The sequence below is a fragment of the Pseudomonas sp. GL-RE-26 genome (assembly GCF_019956275.1).
In the GTDB taxonomy this organism is placed as follows: domain Bacteria; phylum Pseudomonadota; class Gammaproteobacteria; order Pseudomonadales; family Pseudomonadaceae; genus Aquipseudomonas; species Aquipseudomonas grandcourensis.
On the sequence record NZ_JAHBDI010000020.1, the window covers coordinates 44,722 to 61,686 of the forward strand.

Here is a 16,965-nt window from a genome sequence, read left to right on the forward strand (position 1 = left end):
GATTCACTCCTGAAACTGGCCGGCATTGTCGCGCATTGCCGGGTTTGTGGCGAGGGAGCTTGCTCCCTCGCCACAAAAGCCATGGATGGATATCAGCGGGATTTCGGCTTCTTCACATCCAGTCGACGCAAATGGCAGGTCACTTCCTCGCGGTCGTGGTACAGCTGCTTGCAGCCGATCTCAACCTTGATGCCCCGGGCCTTGAAGCCATCGGCAATGCGCTCGAGCAAGCGCTTCACTTCGGCATAGCGCTGTTTCATCGGCAGCTTGAGGTTGACCACCGCTTCGCGGCAATGCCCCTCGCCAATCCACTCTTCCAGCATCGCGGCGTTGCGCGCCGGCTTCTCGACGATGTCGCAGACCATCCAGTCCACCGGTTGCTTGGGCTTGAAGGTAAAACCGTCAGCCATCAAGTGCTGCACCAGACCGGTGTCCATCAGGCTTTCGGCCATCGGGCCGTTGTCGATGGCGGTCACCAGCATGCCGCGATTGACCAGTTGCCAGGTCCAGCCACCGGGGGCGGCCCCGAGGTCGACGCCGGTCATGTCGCCGTGCAGGCGCTCGTCCCACTGGTCGCGCGGGATGAAGTGGTGCCAGGCCTCTTCCAGCTTGAGGGTCGAGCGGCTCGGCGCCTCGCGGGGGAATTTCAATCGCGGAATGCCCATCGGCCACATCGCCGAGTTGTTCGACTCCGCCAGGCCCATGAACACTTCGCGGCCGCTCTTGAACGTCAGCAGCAGGCGCGGCTTGTGAGCGTCTTCCACCAGCTTGCCGGCGGCCATCAGCGCCTTGCGCAGGTGAACTTCGAATTTCTTGCAGAAGTTCGACAGTTCCTTGCCGTCGTTGGTGTCGACCATTTCCAGCCACAGGCTGCCGCACAGCGGAAAGTCCGCCATATGCGCCAGGATCACGCTGATGCGGTCGGTTTCCGGCAGATCGATGAATATCCCCCGAGCCCACTGGCGCGGGAAGATCAGCTCGGCGAAACGCTGCCCGCGCATCAGGCGCTCGGCGCCGTCTTCTTCGGTGCAGACAAACTCGGCGCAGGCAGTTGCAGCCTTGGCCTTGGCATATCCGGCCACGTTCAAGCGCGCAGCGAGGTCGGAAATCTCGGAACAGACTTCGCCTTCGAAGCCCGGCCGGCAATGCATAAAAAGGGTGTTCATTCTTACTCCTGGGCAGATGGCGAGACATTCAACCACTGCGCGATGCCCAGGCTTGCTCTACAGCAAAGCCTGTCACGAAAACCGGCGCATGATAGCCGACTTCGGAACCCAGGGTCTGTTAACGCTTGCTGTCGACCGCGACGCAGCCCCATTTTCCGCTGGGCAAGGCGCGAGGAACGCAGTTTGGTTGTTCCAAATAAGTTCCGAGCAACGCCGCCCAGCGGAAAATGGGGCGCGTCCCTTCGGGTTGCGCGCCAAAGTGTGCGAGGCCGCGTTGCGGGATTTGCCAAGGGAACAACCATTGGCGGCATCCCGCGCCTTGCCTCGCACACTTTGGCATCGCAACGCGGTTCGACAGCAAGCGTTAACAGACCCTGGACTTGCCCATAGAGTCCAGTTATTAGCCTTAAGCACCAAAGAGGGCTAGGTTTAGTCCTCTATCCGTTCCCTCTGTCCGTAGCCGTGCGGACTCAAAGGAGTGATCGCAATGCCGTCCCTCGATAGCCTGAATACGCTCAAGACCCTGCAAGTCGGCAACAAGACCTACCACTACTTCAGCCTGCCCGATGCCGCCAAAAGCCTGGGTGATCTGGACAAGTTGCCGATGTCGTTGAAAGTCCTGCTGGAAAACCTGCTGCGCTGGGAGGACGAAAAAACCGTCACCGGCGCCGACCTCAAGGCACTGGCCGCGTGGCTCAAGGAGCGTCGCTCCGACCGCGAAATCCAGTACCGCCCGGCGCGGGTGCTGATGCAGGACTTCACCGGCGTACCGGCGGTTGTCGACCTGGCCGCCATGCGCGCGGCGATGGCCAAGGCCGGCGGCAATCCGCAGCGGATCAACCCGCTGTCGCCGGTGGACCTGGTGATCGACCACTCGGTGATGGTCGACAAGTTTGCCAGCAGCAGCGCCTTCGAGCAGAACGTCGACATTGAAATGCAGCGCAATGGCGAGCGCTATGCGTTCCTGCGCTGGGGCCAGAGTGCCTTCGACAATTTCAGCGTGGTGCCGCCGGGCACCGGGATCTGCCACCAGGTGAATCTTGAATACCTCGGCCGCACGGTCTGGACCAAGGACGAGGACGGCCGTACTTATGCTTTCCCCGACACTTTGGTGGGCACCGATTCCCACACCACCATGATCAACGGCCTCGGCGTGCTCGGCTGGGGTGTAGGCGGTATCGAGGCGGAAGCGGCAATGCTCGGGCAACCGGTGTCGATGCTGATTCCCGAAGTCATCGGTTTCAAACTCACCGGCAAACTCAAGGAAGGCATCACCGCCACCGACCTGGTGCTGACCGTGACCCAGATGCTGCGCAAGAAAGGCGTGGTGGGCAAATTCGTCGAATTCTACGGCGACGGCCTTGCCGACCTGCCCCTGGCCGACCGTGCGACCATCGCCAACATGGCCCCGGAATACGGCGCCACCTGCGGTTTTTTCCCGGTGGACGACATCACGCTGGACTACCTGCGCCTGTCCGGACGGCCCCTGGAAACGGTGCAACTGGTCGAGGCCTACAGCAAGGCCCAGGGCCTGTGGCGCCTGCCCGGCCAGGAACCGCTGTTCACCGACAGCCTGGCGCTGGACATGGACAGCGTCGAAGCCAGCCTCGCCGGGCCAAAACGCCCACAGGACCGGGTGTCGCTGCCCAATGTCGCGCAAGCGTTCAGCGACTTCGCCGACCTGCAATTCAAGCCCACCAACAAGGAAGAAGGCCGCCTGGAAAGTGAAGGCGGTGGCGGTGTTGCCGTCGGTAATGCCGATATGGCCGGCGAAGTGGATTACGACTACGAAGGCCAGACCTATCGCCTGAAAAACGGCGCCGTGGTCATCGCCGCGATCACCTCCTGCACCAACACCTCCAACCCCAGCGTAATGATGGCGGCCGGACTGGTGGCGAAGAAGGCCGTGGAAAAAGGCCTGAAACGCAAACCCTGGGTGAAGAGCTCGCTGGCCCCCGGCTCGAAAGTGGTCACCGACTACTACAAGGCGGCCGGGCTGACCCATTACCTTGACGAATTGGGCTTTGCCCTGGTCGGCTATGGCTGCACCACCTGCATCGGCAACTCGGGACCGCTGTCGGAGCCCATCGAGAAAGCCATCCAGCAAGCCGACCTCACCGTGGCCTCCGTGCTCTCAGGCAATCGCAACTTCGAAGGCCGGGTGCATCCACTGGTTAAAACCAACTGGCTGGCCTCCCCGCCGCTGGTAGTGGCCTACGCGCTGGCCGGCACGGTGCGCACCGACCTCAGCCGCGAGCCGCTAGGCGATGACAAGGACGGCAAGCCGGTTTACCTGCGGGACATCTGGCCAAGCAGCAAGGAAATTGCCGACGCCGTGAATCAGGTCAACACCGCCATGTTCCACAAGGAATACGCCGAAGTGTTTGCCGGAGACGCGCAATGGCAGGCGATCAAGGTTCCGCAGGCGGCGACCTATGTCTGGCAGGACGATTCGACTTACATCCAGCACCCGCCGTTCTTCGACGACATCGGCGGCCCGCCGCCCGTGGTCAAGGACATCACCGGTGCGCGGATCCTCGCACTGCTCGGCGACTCGGTGACCACCGACCACATCTCCCCGGCCGGCAACATCAAGGCCGACAGCCCGGCAGGGCAATACCTGCGCGACAAAGGCGTGGAACCGCGGGACTTCAACTCCTACGGTTCGCGGCGTGGCAACCATGAAGTGATGATGCGCGGCACCTTCGCCAACATTCGCATACGCAACGAAATGCTCGGCGGCGAAGAAGGCGGCAACACCCGCTACATTCCCACTGGCGAGAAAATGCCGATCTACGACGCCGCCATGCGTTATCAGGCTTCAGGTACCCCGCTGGTGGTGATCGCCGGCCAGGAATACGGCACCGGCTCGAGTCGCGACTGGGCCGCCAAGGGCACCAACCTGCTGGGGGTGAAAGCGGTCGTCGCCGAAAGCTTCGAACGGATTCACCGCTCCAACCTGGTCGGCATGGGCGTACTGCCGTTGCAGTTCAAGCTGGATCAGAACCGCAAGAGCCTGAAGCTCAACGGCAGTGAAACCCTGGACATCCTCGGCTTGACCGGCGTCGAGCTGACGCCACGGATGAACCTGACGCTGGTCATCACCCGCGAAGACGGCAGTAGCGAGAAGATCGAGGTGTTGTGCCGCATCGATACGCTCAATGAGGTGGAGTACTTCAAGTCCGGAGGGATTTTGCATTACGTGTTGCGGCAGTTGATCGCGTCCTGACCGACCGCTGACAAAGACACCGCCTTCGGGCGGTGTTTTTGTTTGGGCCACGCTTATAATCGCAGCCCTCAGGATACCCCCATCTGTGGCGAGGGAGCTTGCTCCCGCTCGACTGCGAAGCAGTCGCCAGCCCTGCAGATGCATTTCATCTGGCACAACGGGTTGATTGTTATTGGGGCCGCTTCGCAACCCAGCGGGAGCAAGCTCCCTCGCCACAAAAGCTGTTCATCTCTAAGGACTTCAAATGATTGCCCTGCCATGGACGTTTCTGGCCCTGCTTTCCTTCGGCTACGGCCTGGCGCTGACCTACGGCCATCTCGGCTGGCTCTCGGCAATTTCGGTGTTCTTGTTGCTGGTCGCCGGCGCAGCGGTTCGCCAACGCGAGATCCCATTTGTCCGCTACCTCGGCCACGGACTGTTCATCGTCCTGGCCCTGGCCTTGGCGACGCATTGGCTACCCGGTTTCTATAACGGTCGCGGTATCAATCCCCAACGCTTTACCGACGATGCCGTGTCATTCGCCATGCACCTGAATCTGGACAAACCGCTGATCGGCTTCTGGCTGTTACTGGTTTGTCCGTGGATTGTCGGCCGACGTTCGCTTCGGTTGTCCCTGTATGCCACCGCACTGGCACTGACCTTGAGCGCCGTGCTGGCATTGGGCGGCGCGCTGTTGCTGGGCGTAATCGCCTGGGCGCCGAAATGGCCGGATCAAGCCTGGCTGTGGTTGCTGAACAATCTGCTTCTGGTGACGCTGGTCGAGGAAGCGCTGTTCCGTGGCTACATCCAGGGCGGACTGAGCCGGTACCTCAAAGACCGGCCCTACGGTGAACACCTCGCCCTGCTGCTGGCGTCATTGGTCTTCGGCCTGGCCCATATCGGCGCAGGATGGCAGTGGGTGTTGCTGGCGACGCTGGCCGGGGTCGGCTATGGCCTGGCCTACCGGTTCGGCGGGCTGGGCGCCGCCATTGCCAGCCACTTTGGCTTGAACCTGCTGCATTTCGGCCTGTTCACCTATCCGATGCTCACCAGCTGACGCAAGGGTCATTTTGCGACGCATCGCTGATTATCGAAAAATAATCTCAACAATCCGCCGGCCTTGCCGATACAGCACTTGAAAGCCTTGCGGATTAAAAAAGCCATGCGTAACAACCAGCCAATTACACAACGCGAGCGGACCTTCCCGGCTCAGCAACGGTTGATTTCCACCACCGATGCCAAGGGCATGATCACCTACTGTAACGACGCTTTCGTCGAGATCAGCGGGTTTTCCCGAGAGGAACTGATCCGTGCACCGCACAACCTGGTCCGTCACCCCGACGTCCCGGCCGCGGTGTTCGCACACATGTGGGACACGCTGAAACAAGGCTTGCCATGGATGGGCATCGTCAAGAATCGCTGCAAGACCGGTGATCATTACTGGGTGAACGCCTATGTGACACCGATCTTCGAAGGCAATCAGGTGATCGGTTACGAGTCGGTGCGGGTCAAGCCCAGCGCCGAACAGATCCGCCGTGCCGAAGCGCTCTACCAACGCATCAACCAGGGCAAGTCGGCCATTCCCTCCTCGGATAAATGGTTGCCGATCCTGCAGGACTGGCTGCCGTTCATCCTGGTCAGCCAATTAAGCTTCATGATCGGTGCATCGCTGAACTCCCATTGGGGGTTTGCCCTGGCTGCCGGTCTTTCGGTGCCGCTGGGCCTGATGGGCCTTCAGTGGCAACAGCGTGGCCTCAAGCGTTTGCTGCGCCTGGCCGAGCAGACCACCTCCGATCCGTTGATCGCACAGATGTACACCGACAGTCGCGGCGCCCAGGCGCGTTTGGAAATGTCCATCCTGAGTCAGGAAGCACGCCTGAAAACCTGCCTGACGCGCCTGCAGGACACGGCCGAACACCTGACCGATCAAGCCAGGCAGTCCGACGCCCTGGCGCACAACAGCTCCAGCGGCCTGGAACGTCAACGGGTCGAGACCGAACAGGTGGCCACTGCGGTCAACCAGATGGCAGCTACCACCCAGGAAGTCGCCAGCCACGTGCAACGCACCGCCGACGCCACCCAGGAAGCCAATCGCCTGACCGGTCGCGGTCGTGATATCGCCGGGGAAACCCGCGAAGCCATCCAGCGCCTGTCGGTGGTAGTCGGTGAAACCGGCGTGACCGTGACCCAACTGGCCAAGGACAGCAACGAAATCGGCGGCGTGGTCGACGTGATCAAAGGCATCGCCGACCAGACCAACCTGCTGGCCCTGAACGCCGCCATCGAAGCGGCCCGTGCCGGCGAGATGGGTCGTGGTTTTGCGGTGGTGGCCGACGAAGTCCGTCAGCTGGCGCAACGTACCAGCGAGTCCACCGGGCAGATTCATGCGCTGATCGCCAAGCTCCAGCAAACCGCCAGCACCGCCGTGCAGACCATGGAAGCCGGGCATCGTCAGGCGGAAGAAGGCGTGGCGCGGGTACTGGAAGCGGACCAGGCACTGGTGGGGATCAGTGAAGCGGTGGCCAACATCACCGACATGACCACCCAGATTGCCGCCGCGACTGAAGAGCAAAGTGCCGTGGCCGAAGAAATCAGCCGCAACATCAGCAACATTTCGGAGCTGGCGGACCAGACCTCGGAACAGGCGCAGAACTCGGCGTTGCTGAGTGAAGAGCTGACCAAAACCGCGAATACCCAGTATTCGTTAGTGGAGCGGTTTAACCGCTAGCCGATTGCGCGCCGTCTACTTCCCTATAATCCCCGACCAATGATCGGGGATTTTTTATTGCATAAAGCTTCACCTTAAAAAACGACATCTCATAACTCACATAAAAACCAAAAAATCCACTATCAACCTTGATAGTTAAATTGCTCCGATAAAAATCTTACGCTATTCATCCCGACATCGACAGAACGTCACGTGTCAACATCTATGAGGTCTTTAACCAAGATGGATAGCAAACTGGAACGCCTATTAGCGGCAACGAAACAAAAACTTTATCCGGTACCCCCCGGCACGTTCAGGTGGCGTTTCAACACAGAACCCGCCTGGATCGAAGCGACCACCGCATCCCTTCAACGCATCCGCTTTAATGGGAGGGATTTCTGGGCGTGGAACGCTTCGACAGGCTCCAATAATACAGGGGACATTTTCCTCTATGACTTCACCCTTGACTACATTGACGAAAACATCATTGACAAGACATTCAACTTGGGAGAACAGGGTCTTACCTTTACGCACTGTTATATGACCAGCGATGGTCATTTCAAATGCATAGACGCACTATCAGCTAAAGTTTCCATCAAACTCGATCCGAAAGACGGCATCAGCACGGGCGACTTTGAAGCGACATTCAGTCCCGAATTTGAATCCCCCAATGGCGTATTCAACTTAACAAGACAAACATCCTGAAGTTAGTACATCGCAAGTCCCCCAAGCGGCGTAGTTCCCCCCACAATGGATCAGGCATATCCAATCCATTGTGGGCTTACTCACGATGAGGCGATGATTGCTGCCGAAAACTTCATTGAAGGAATGAAGCCACCTTCTGTGCCGCAGCCACCAAATGCTGCTCATGACTAAACCCCGAAGCCTTCAACGGCTTCAAATCATGATCCCCCGCCACCAGCCAGAACACCTCGATACCCGGCGATAGCGCATACCCCTCGACCGCCTCCCGGTTGCCCAATGCATCGCGTTCACCCTGCACGATCAAGGTTCGTGTCTTCAACCCCGCCAAATGCTCAACCCGTGGCTTCTCCGGTTTACCCACTGCATAAAACGGATACCCCAGGCACACCAGCGCATCCACCCCCAATTCTTCGGCCAGCAAACTGGCCATCCGCCCGCCCATGGACTTGCCGCCAATGGCCAGCGGCCCAGTGACATGGCGTCGCACCATGGCATGCACCTCACGCCAACACTCCAGCAGTTTCGGCGCCGGGTTCGGCGGGCGTTTGCCGCTATCGAGGCGCCGCTGCGCCATGTAGGGAAACTCGAAGCGCAACACGTTGACGCCTTGCGCGGCGAGGCGTGCAGCCATGTCGCTCATCCAGTCGCTGTCCATCGGTGCGCCAGCGCCATGGGCGAGGATCAACGTCGCAGTAGCCTTGCCAGCGGCGGCATTCCACAACCATCCATGATCCCGCACGCACTGCACCCATTGATCCCCGTCAATACCGGCCTTGTGCCCTTTGTCCATGCTTGCCTCGCTTTTAGTCTGCCTATAACTCCGGCCGAAGGGTGCACTGCCTTGCGCTGCGCGCTCACTTCGGCTGAACCGTGGATGGGGAACCATGAACACTTCTATCAGTACCGCCTACAACTACAAGGTGGTCCGCCAATTCGCCATTATGACGGTGGTGTGGGGCATCGTCGGCATGGGGCTCGGGGTTTTTCTCGCTGCCCAGTTGGTCTGGCCCGAACTCAACTTCAATTTGCCGTGGACCAGCTTCGGCCGCTTGCGCCCGCTACACACCAACGCGGTGATCTTCGCCTTTGGCGGCTGCGCACTGTTCGCCAGTTCGTTGTACTCCGTACAACGGACGTGCCAAACACGCTTATTTGCTCCCGCAGTTGCCGCGTTCTGTTTCTGGGGCTGGCAGCTTGTGATCCTGCTGGCAGCCATCAGCCTGCCGCTGGGCTACACCAGCTCCAAGGAATACGCCGAGCTGGAATGGCCGATCGACATCCTGATCACCATCGTCTGGGTCGCTTACGCCATCGTGTTCTTCGGTACGATCATGCAGCGCAAGACCAAGCACATTTATGTCGGTAACTGGTTCTTCGGTGCGTTCATCATCACCGTGGCGATCCTGCACATCGTCAACAACATGGAGTTGCCGGTCAGCTTCACCAAGTCCTACTCGCTGTACTCCGGTGCCACTGACGCGATGGTGCAGTGGTGGTACGGGCACAACGCCGTGGGCTTTTTCCTCACCGCCGGTTTCCTCGGGATGATGTATTACTTCGTGCCGAAACAGGCCGAGCGTCCGGTGTACTCCTATCGCCTGTCGATCGTGCACTTCTGGGCGCTGATCACCCTGTACATCTGGGCCGGTCCGCACCACTTGCACTACACCGCATTGCCGGACTGGGCGCAGTCGCTGGGCATGGTGATGTCGCTGATCCTGCTGGCACCAAGCTGGGGCGGGATGATCAACGGCATGATGACCCTCTCGGGTGCCTGGCATAAGTTGCGCAGCGACCCGGTCCTGCGCTTCCTCGTGGTGTCCCTGGCGTTCTACGGCATGTCGACCTTCGAAGGGCCGATGATGGCGATCAAGACGGTCAACGCCCTCTCCCACTACACCGACTGGACCATCGGCCACGTACACGCCGGCGCCTTGGGCTGGGTGGCGATGATTTCCATCGGCGCGCTGTACCACATGATCCCGAAAATCTTCGGCCGCGAGCAGATGCACAGCATCGGCCTGATCAACGCGCACTTCTGGCTCGCCACCATCGGCACCGTTCTGTACATCGCCTCGATGTGGGTCAACGGCATCGCCCAGGGTCTGATGTGGCGTGCGGTGAACGAAGACGGCACGCTGACTTACTCCTTCGTCGAGACCCTGGTGGCCAGCCACCCTGGCTTCGTCGTGCGGCTGGTGGGCGGTGCGATTTTCCTCAGCGGCATGTTCCTGATGGCCTACAACACTTGGCGCACCGTGCGGGCCTCGCAGCCTGCCGAAGTCGCCGCTGCCGCGCAGATGGCCTGAGGAGTCCGCCATGAAACACGAAACTATCGAGAAAAACGTCGGCCTGTTGCTGCTGCTGATGATCCTGGCCGTGAGCATCGGCGGCCTGACCCAGATCGTCCCGCTGTTCTTCCAGGACGTGACCAACAAACCGGTGGAAGGCATGAAGCCCTACACCGCACTGCAACTGGAAGGTCGCGACATCTACATCCGCGAAGGCTGCGTCGGCTGCCACTCGCAGATGATCCGCCCGTTCCGCGCCGAGACCGAACGCTACGGACACTACTCGGTGGCCGGTGAAAGCGTCTGGGATCACCCGTTCCTGTGGGGCTCGAAACGCACCGGGCCGGACCTGGCGCGGGTCGGCGCGCGCTACTCGGACGACTGGCACCGCGCGCACTTGTACAACCCGCGCAACGTCGTGCCGGAGTCGAAGATGCCGGCCTACCCGTGGCTGGTGGCCAATCAACTCGACAGCAGTCATACCGAAACCAAGATCAAGGCCATGCGCACCCTGGGCGTGCCGTACACCGACGAAGACATCACCGGCGCCGTCGCGTCCCTCAAGGGCAAGAGCGAGATGGATGCACTGGTCGCCTACCTGCAAGTGCTCGGCACTGCCATCAAGAGCAAGAGGTGAGCAATGTTTGAATTGAGCACTGGAATGATCCGCGGCCTTGGCACTGTCGTCGTATTCGTCGCGTTCATTGGCTTGACCCTGTGGGTATTCAACGGCAAGCGCAGCCCGGAATTCGCCGAAGCGCGCCTGCTGCCGTTCGCCGACGAGCCACAACCCGACATCACTGAAGAATCAGCAACAAGGAGTACCCGGCCATGACCACCTTCTGGAGTACGTGGATCTGCGTACTGACCATCGGCAGCCTGATCGGCCTGACCTGGCTGTTGATCGGCACCCGCAAGGGTGAAACCAAGGGCAGTGTCGACCAGACCATGGGCCACAGCTTCGACGGCATCGAGGAGTACGACAACCCGTTGCCGCAATGGTGGTTCATGCTGTTCGCTGGCACCCTGGTGTTTGCCGTCGGTTATCTGATCCTTTATCCGGGCCTGGGCAGCTGGAAAGGCGTCCTCCCCGGCTACGAAAACGGCTGGACCGGCGTGCACGAATGGGAAAAGGAGATGGACAAGGCTGACGCGAAGTTCGGGCCGATCTTCGCCAAGTTCGCGGCGATGCCCGTGGAAGAAGTGGCCAAGGACCCGCAGGCACTGAAAATGGGCGGCCGCCTGTTTGCCTCCAACTGCTCGGTGTGCCACGGCTCGGACGCCAAGGGTGCATACGGTTTCCCCAACCTGACCGACAGCGACTGGCGCTGGGGCGGCAATGCAGAAACCCTCAAGACCACCATCATGGGTGGCCGGATGGCGATGATGCCGGCCTGGGGTGAAGTCCTGGGGGAGGACGGTGTGAAAAACGTCGCCGCTTATGTGCGCCATGGCCTGGCCAAGTTGCCATTGCCTGCCGACAGCAAAGCCGACCTGCAAGCCGGACAGCAAGCCTTCAGCACCACCTGCGTCGCCTGTCACGGAGCTAATGGCCAGGGCACCGAAGCCATGGGCGCGCCGAACCTGACGCACCCGGCCGGCTTCATTTACGGTACAAGCCTGACGCAGCTTGAGCAGACGATTCGGCATGGCCGCCAGGGCCATATGCCGGCGCAGAACGAACTGCTCGGCAACGATAAGGTGCAGCTGCTCGCGGCTTACGTGTACAGCCTTTCCAGAGGTGATGAGCCGTTGAGCGGCAAGCTTCAAGCTACAAGCGGCAAGTAAAGTCAAAAGCCAGAGCTGCAAGCAACGGGATTTCTCTTGAAGCTTGCAGCTTGAAGCTTGCCGCTGCCTCTTTGCGACGCATTGTCGCACCCTCTTTGACTCTTTCTTTCGGATCACCGGATTCGGGTCTAAGCTTCCCCCGATGCGGACTGGCCGGTGCCGGTTCCAGGTCGACCCTGAACGATGTGTTCGACGAATCTGCCCGATGACAGGCCGCAAAGGCTGGTAGATACCGGCTGTCGCACCAATTGCCTTCGGTCAGCCAAACGTTGCGTTTGAACACACCTCGTTACATCCGACCTGACCCCCTCGCCTGATCAGTCCGCCGGGACGTTTTGCCCGCGGGCAATTTTGTCCTTACGCGGCGCATGGAAAGGCCGCAGAATCAGCTTTTGAAAGCATTGACCCAGGTCATGGCGCGTTGCAATGACCCCTTGCTTTCTCCATACTTGCGGCCGATTTTTAATCCTAATAAAACACCCAAACCGTGGAACCTTAGAATGAGCACAGCAATCAGTCCGACTGCTTATAACTATAAGGTAGTCCGCCAGTTCGCCATCATGACGGTGGTCTGGGGGATCCTTGGCATGGGGCTCGGTGTCTTCATTGCCTCGCAACTGGTCTGGCCGGAGTTGAACTTCGGTCTGCCATGGACGAGCTTTGGACGCCTGCGCCCGCTGCACACCAACCTGGTGATTTTCGCCTTCGGTGGATGTGCACTGTTTGCCACTTCTTATTACGTCGTGCAGCGAACCTGCCAAACGCGACTGATTTCCGACAGCCTCGCCGCCTTTACCTTCTGGGGATGGCAAGCGGTGATCGTCGGCGCGATCATTACCTTGCCGATGGGTTTCACCACCACCAAGGAATACGCGGAACTGGAATGGCCCCTGGCTATTCTGCTGGCCATTGTCTGGGTCACCTACGGTCTGGTGTTCTTCGGCACCATCGTCAAGCGCAAGACCAAGCACATCTATGTGGGCAACTGGTTCTACGGCGCGTTCATCGTCGTGACCGCAATGCTGCACATCGTCAACCACATGTCGCTGCCGGTCAGCCTGTTCAAGTCCTACTCGGCCTACTCGGGTGCGACGGACGCGATGATCCAGTGGTGGTACGGCCACAACGCCGTGGGCTTCTTCCTGACCACCGGCTTCCTGGGGATGATGTACTACTTCGTGCCGAAACAGGCCGAGCGTCCGATCTACTCCTATCGCCTGTCGATCGTGCACTTCTGGGCACTGATCACCCTGTACATCTGGGCCGGCCCGCACCACCTGCACTACACCGCACTGCCGGACTGGGCACAATCGCTGGGCATGGCGATGTCGATCATCCTGCTGGCGCCAAGCTGGGGCGGCATGATCAACGGCATGATGACCCTGTCGGGCGCCTGGCATAAGCTGCGTACCGACCCGATCCTGCGCTTCCTGGTGGTTTCCCTGGCGTTCTACGGCATGTCGACCTTCGAAGGCCCGATGATGGCCATCAAGACGGTCAACTCGCTGTCGCACTACACCGACTGGACCATCGGCCACGTACATGCCGGCGCTCTGGGCTGGGTTGCGATGATCTCGATCGGCGCCATCTACCACATGATCCCGAAACTGTTCGGTCGTGCGCAGATGCACAGCACCGGCCTGATCAACACCCACTTCTGGCTCGCGACCATCGGTACCGTGCTCTACATCGCTTCGATGTGGGTCAACGGCATCACCCAGGGCCTGATGTGGCGTGCAATCAACGATGACGGCACCCTCACCTACTCGTTCGTCGAAGCGCTGCAAGCCAGCCACCCGGGCTTCATCGTCCGCGCCCTGGGCGGTGCATTCTTCGCCACCGGCATGCTGTTCATGGCCTACAACGTATTCCGTACCGTACGCGCCTCGAACCCGGCTGAAGCCAAAGCCGCCGAACAGATTGCCGTAGTTGGAGCTCACTGATGAAGCATGAAGCAGTCGAGAAGAATATTGGCCTGCTGGCCTTCTTCATGGTCATCGCCGTCAGCATCGGCGGCCTGACCCAGATCGTTCCGCTGTTTTTCCAGGATGTCACCAACAAGCCGGTCGAGGGCATGAAGCCCCGCACCGCCCTTGAACTGGAAGGCCGGGACGTTTATATCGCCAACGGTTGTGTCGGCTGCCACTCGCAGATGATCCGTCCGTTCCGTGCTGAAACCGAACGCTACGGCCACTACTCGGTCGCCGGTGAAAGCGTCTGGGACCACCCGTTCCTGTGGGGTTCCAAGCGTACCGGTCCGGACCTGGCCCGCGTCGGCGGTCGTTACTCCGATGACTGGCAGCGTGCGCACCTGTACAACCCGCGCAACGTAGTGCCCGAGTCGAAAATGCCGGCCTACCCGTTCCTCGTGGAAAACAAGCTCGACGGCAAAGACACCGCCAAGAAAATGGAAGTCTTGCGCACGCTCGGCGTCCCTTACACCGACGAAGACATCGCCGGCGCCAAGGATGCTGTGAAGGGCAAAACCGAAATGGACGCGCTGGTGGCCTATCTGCAAGGCCTGGGCACCATCATCAAAAGCAAACGGTGAATTAGATGGATATAGGGATGATTCGTGGCCTGGGCACCGTTGTCGTGATGGTGGCCTTCATCGGACTGGCACTGTGGGTGTTCAGCCCCAAGCGCAAGTCGGAGTTTGAAGACGCGACCTTGCTGCCTTTCGCGGATGATCCCGAAGCCATCAAGCACGTCGAGCAAGCTTCTAGGAGTAACAAAGAATGACTACATTCTGGAGTCTGTACGTCACAGTCCTCAGTCTCGGTACGATCTTCGCCCTGACCTGGCTGCTGCTGTCGACCCGCAAGGGCCAGCGCAGCGAACAGACAGACGAGACCGTCGGGCACTCCTTCGATGGCATCGAGGAGTACGACAACCCGCTGCCGAAATGGTGGTTCATGCTGTTCGTGGGCACCATCATCTTCGCACTGGGCTACCTGGCGCTGTATCCGGGCCTGGGTAACTGGAAAGGCCTGCTGCCGGGTTACGGCTACCTCGACAACGAGAAGCAGACCCCGTTCGCCAACGGCCAGACCGGCTGGACCGGCGTTCACGAGTGGGAAAAGGAAATGGCCAAGTCGGACGCCAAGTTCGGTCCGATCTTCGCCAAGTTCGCGGCCATGCCAATCGAAGAAGTGGCCAAGGACCCGCAAGCCCTGAAGATGGGTGGCCGCCTGTTCGCCTCCAACTGCTCGGTTTGCCACGGTTCCGACGCCAAGGGCGCCTATGGCTTCCCGAACCTGACCGACGCCGACTGGCGCTGGGGCGGCGAGCCGCAAACCATCAAGACCACCATCATGGGCGGCCGTCATGCGGTGATGCCTGCGTGGGCTGACGTGATTGGCGAGCAAGGCGTGGCCGACGTGGCCGCGTTTGTCCTGACCAACCTCGATGGCCGCAAGCTGCCGGAAGGCACCAAGGCCGACCCGGTTGCCGGGCAGAAACTGTTCGCTACCAACTGCGTGGCGTGCCACGGTCCGGAAGGCAAAGGCACCCCAGCGATGGGCGCACCTAACCTGACTCACCCGGCAGCGTTCATCTACGGTTCGAGCTTCGCTCAACTGCAGCAGACCATCCGTTATGGCCGTCAGGGCCAGATGCCTGCGCAAGAGCAGCTGCAAGGTAACGACAAGGTTCACCTGCTGGCCGCTTACGTCTACAGCCTGTCTCACGGCGAGAAGGCAGCGGACGCCGAGTAAGGCAAACGCTTGAAGCTACAAAATACGGCCCCGCCAATGTGAATTGGCGGGGCCGTTTTGTTATTGATGCCAAACAACAAAACCAATAGAGCAAATTTCCAGTCAATCGCGGAAACATGCCTTATCAACAAAGCCTCGACACCTGATTGCTTCAGAAAAAACCGCCGCATAAATTCATCTATTTCGACAATCCCTGCACCGCAAGACAAACAACATCAATAAAACGGAAATGGACTTCCATGATAATTTCAAACAGCTGCAAACTGCTCTCCCTGCTGATATTGACCTGTGCCCCCGTCATGCATTCGATGGCCAGCCAATCCCAGCCGCAACACCTGGTGTTTGCCTCGGAACCGAAGTACCCCTCCAGTGAAAAATCCGATAACAAGGAACACGAGTCCGCAGCCGACAAGGAAGCGCGATCAAAGTGGCTGATCAACGCCCAATACAGCAGCATTGCCGACTTCAGGAACCAACTCGGAGGGGCTGCCGCCATCCCGGTGATGATCAACGGTAACCTGACCGCTTCCGGGCATCCCAGAGAACGCGCCTACGTTCATTCGGTATTGCAGGACAAACTCAACAAACTTTACGACTTTGGCTTGGGCAATCACGACTACGACTTCAATGTCGCAGGTTGCCCCGACTGCGCTGCCGGGAGCGTCGACGACCTGAAGAATCGCTACTGGGGTAAAGTCGCCACCCTGGACCTCGCCGCCAGGGCTTCTGTTTTCACGAAAACCTGGTACGGCAGCCTGGCGTATTCCAGGGACTATGGCGATGTTCACTTGGTCCAGTTGCACAACGAGCCAACCTACTCCGTCAACTTTTCCACTCACTCGCTTTTCAATACGACCGCCTACGAAATCACCGCTTCGCTGGACTGGCTGGAGCGAGACCTGCAACGTGCTCGAGCCCAGGGCAAAATCATTCTGCTGAACTTGCACCAGCCGTTCGGCTGGCCGGTTCAGGAGCGCGAAATCATGCGGTTCTCCCGGATGCTCGAGGACTATCGCGTGACCGCCGTATTTTCCGCCGATGCAAACAAACAGAACGGAAAGTACCCGACCAGCAACTACGTCTATGGTGATACGCCACTGTTCATGAGTGGTTCGGCCACTCGGCAAAGCTGGTTGTCGGCCAGTTTTTCTCCCGACAGAAAGTCCCTCACCGTCAACGTCATCGCCGGCAATGACTGGCGCAATCCTGTTGCCAGCCATACCGTCCCGGTCAAATAAACCGCCGCGACGCCATCGGATGACCTGATGGCGTCGATGCCCCACGACCGGGCAGCTATACTGCGGGTGTCAATTGACCTGCATCATGTTTTGTTACATTCGCTACACCATCCGCGGATTTCTCCCAACGCGACCAAAGGTCGCAC

15 protein-coding genes are annotated in these 16,965 nt (G+C 59.7%); 13 read left to right on the forward strand and 2 right to left on the reverse strand.

Going from position 1 to position 16,965, the window contains the following annotated elements:
- Nucleotides 1-92: 92 nt before the first annotated feature.
- A complete protein-coding gene (rlmM, locus tag KGB07_RS14495; RefSeq protein WP_046041367.1) occupies nt 93-1,166 on the reverse strand; it encodes a 23S rRNA (cytidine(2498)-2'-O)-methyltransferase RlmM in 1,074 nt (357 codons plus the stop codon).
- 487 nt (nt 1,167-1,653) lie between these two features.
- Between rlmM and acnA the strand changes: the two genes are divergently transcribed.
- From acnA to KGB07_RS14515, 4 genes are all read left to right on the forward strand, one after another.
- A complete protein-coding gene (gene acnA, locus KGB07_RS14500) occupies nt 1,654-4,395 on the forward strand; it encodes an aconitate hydratase AcnA (RefSeq protein WP_046041364.1) in 2,742 nt (913 codons plus the stop codon).
- A 244-nt stretch (nt 4,396-4,639) separates the two neighbouring features.
- Nucleotides 4,640-5,431 carry a CPBP family intramembrane glutamic endopeptidase gene (locus KGB07_RS14505; RefSeq protein WP_046041363.1) on the forward strand — a complete coding sequence of 264 codons (792 nt, stop codon included), beginning with the start codon at nt 4,640-4,642 and terminating at the stop codon, nt 5,429-5,431.
- Nucleotides 5,432-5,536: 105 nt separating this feature from the next.
- On the forward strand, nt 5,537-7,102 hold the full coding sequence (locus KGB07_RS14510) for a methyl-accepting chemotaxis protein (RefSeq protein WP_046041362.1): 1,566 nt from the start codon (nt 5,537-5,539) through the stop codon (nt 7,100-7,102).
- 222 nt (nt 7,103-7,324) lie between these two features.
- The gene (locus KGB07_RS14515) at nt 7,325-7,786 is read left to right on the forward strand and encodes a hypothetical protein (RefSeq protein WP_046041361.1); all 462 of its coding nucleotides are present in this window, start codon (nt 7,325-7,327) and stop codon (nt 7,784-7,786) included.
- 112 nt (nt 7,787-7,898) lie between these two features.
- Here the strand turns inward: KGB07_RS14515 and KGB07_RS14520 are convergent, their stop codons facing one another.
- Nucleotides 7,899-8,576, reverse strand: a complete 678-nt coding sequence (locus KGB07_RS14520; protein WP_223465738.1) for an alpha/beta fold hydrolase — start codon at nt 8,574-8,576, stop codon at nt 7,899-7,901.
- 94 nt (nt 8,577-8,670) lie between these two features.
- Here KGB07_RS14520 and ccoN (KGB07_RS14525) point away from each other — a divergent pair, with 94 nt between their 5' ends.
- The 9 genes from ccoN (KGB07_RS14525) (at nt 8,671) to KGB07_RS14565 (ending at nt 16,819) form a co-directional block, all read left to right on the forward strand.
- A complete protein-coding gene (gene ccoN, locus KGB07_RS14525; protein ID WP_046041357.1) occupies nt 8,671-10,095 on the forward strand; it encodes a cytochrome-c oxidase, cbb3-type subunit I in 1,425 nt (474 codons plus the stop codon).
- Between the two features lie 10 nt (nt 10,096-10,105).
- The gene (gene ccoO, locus KGB07_RS14530) at nt 10,106-10,714 is read left to right on the forward strand and encodes a cytochrome-c oxidase, cbb3-type subunit II (protein WP_008020035.1); all 609 of its coding nucleotides are present in this window, start codon (nt 10,106-10,108) and stop codon (nt 10,712-10,714) included.
- Nucleotides 10,715-10,717: 3 nt separating this feature from the next.
- On the forward strand, nt 10,718-10,912 hold the full coding sequence (locus KGB07_RS14535; protein WP_046041353.1) for a cbb3-type cytochrome oxidase subunit 3: 195 nt from the start codon (nt 10,718-10,720) through the stop codon (nt 10,910-10,912).
- A complete protein-coding gene (ccoP, locus tag KGB07_RS14540) occupies nt 10,909-11,865 on the forward strand; it encodes a cytochrome-c oxidase, cbb3-type subunit III (RefSeq protein WP_223465741.1) in 957 nt (318 codons plus the stop codon). The genes KGB07_RS14535 and ccoP (KGB07_RS14540) overlap by 4 nt, the downstream gene beginning before the upstream one ends.
- 500 nt (nt 11,866-12,365) lie before the next feature.
- Nucleotides 12,366-13,808: a cytochrome-c oxidase, cbb3-type subunit I gene (gene ccoN, locus KGB07_RS14545; RefSeq protein WP_046041350.1), complete on the forward strand. Its 1,443-nt coding sequence runs from the start codon at nt 12,366-12,368 to the stop codon at nt 13,806-13,808.
- On the forward strand, nt 13,808-14,416 hold the full coding sequence (gene ccoO, locus KGB07_RS14550; RefSeq protein WP_009042961.1) for a cytochrome-c oxidase, cbb3-type subunit II: 609 nt from the start codon (nt 13,808-13,810) through the stop codon (nt 14,414-14,416). Before ccoN (KGB07_RS14545) ends, ccoO (KGB07_RS14550) begins: the two co-directional genes overlap by 1 nt.
- A gap of 5 nt (nt 14,417-14,421) precedes the next feature.
- Complete coding sequence (locus KGB07_RS14555; RefSeq protein ID WP_003175465.1) at nt 14,422-14,607, forward strand: CcoQ/FixQ family Cbb3-type cytochrome c oxidase assembly chaperone; 186 nt, start codon at nt 14,422-14,424, stop codon at nt 14,605-14,607.
- The gene (gene ccoP / locus KGB07_RS14560) at nt 14,604-15,581 is read left to right on the forward strand and encodes a cytochrome-c oxidase, cbb3-type subunit III (protein WP_046041345.1); all 978 of its coding nucleotides are present in this window, start codon (nt 14,604-14,606) and stop codon (nt 15,579-15,581) included. Before KGB07_RS14555 ends, ccoP (KGB07_RS14560) begins: the two co-directional genes overlap by 4 nt.
- A gap of 146 nt (nt 15,582-15,727) precedes the next feature.
- Complete coding sequence (locus KGB07_RS14565) at nt 15,728-16,819, forward strand: metallophosphoesterase family protein (protein ID WP_223465742.1); 1,092 nt, start codon at nt 15,728-15,730, stop codon at nt 16,817-16,819.
- The last annotated feature ends 146 nt before the right edge of the window (nt 16,820-16,965 follow it).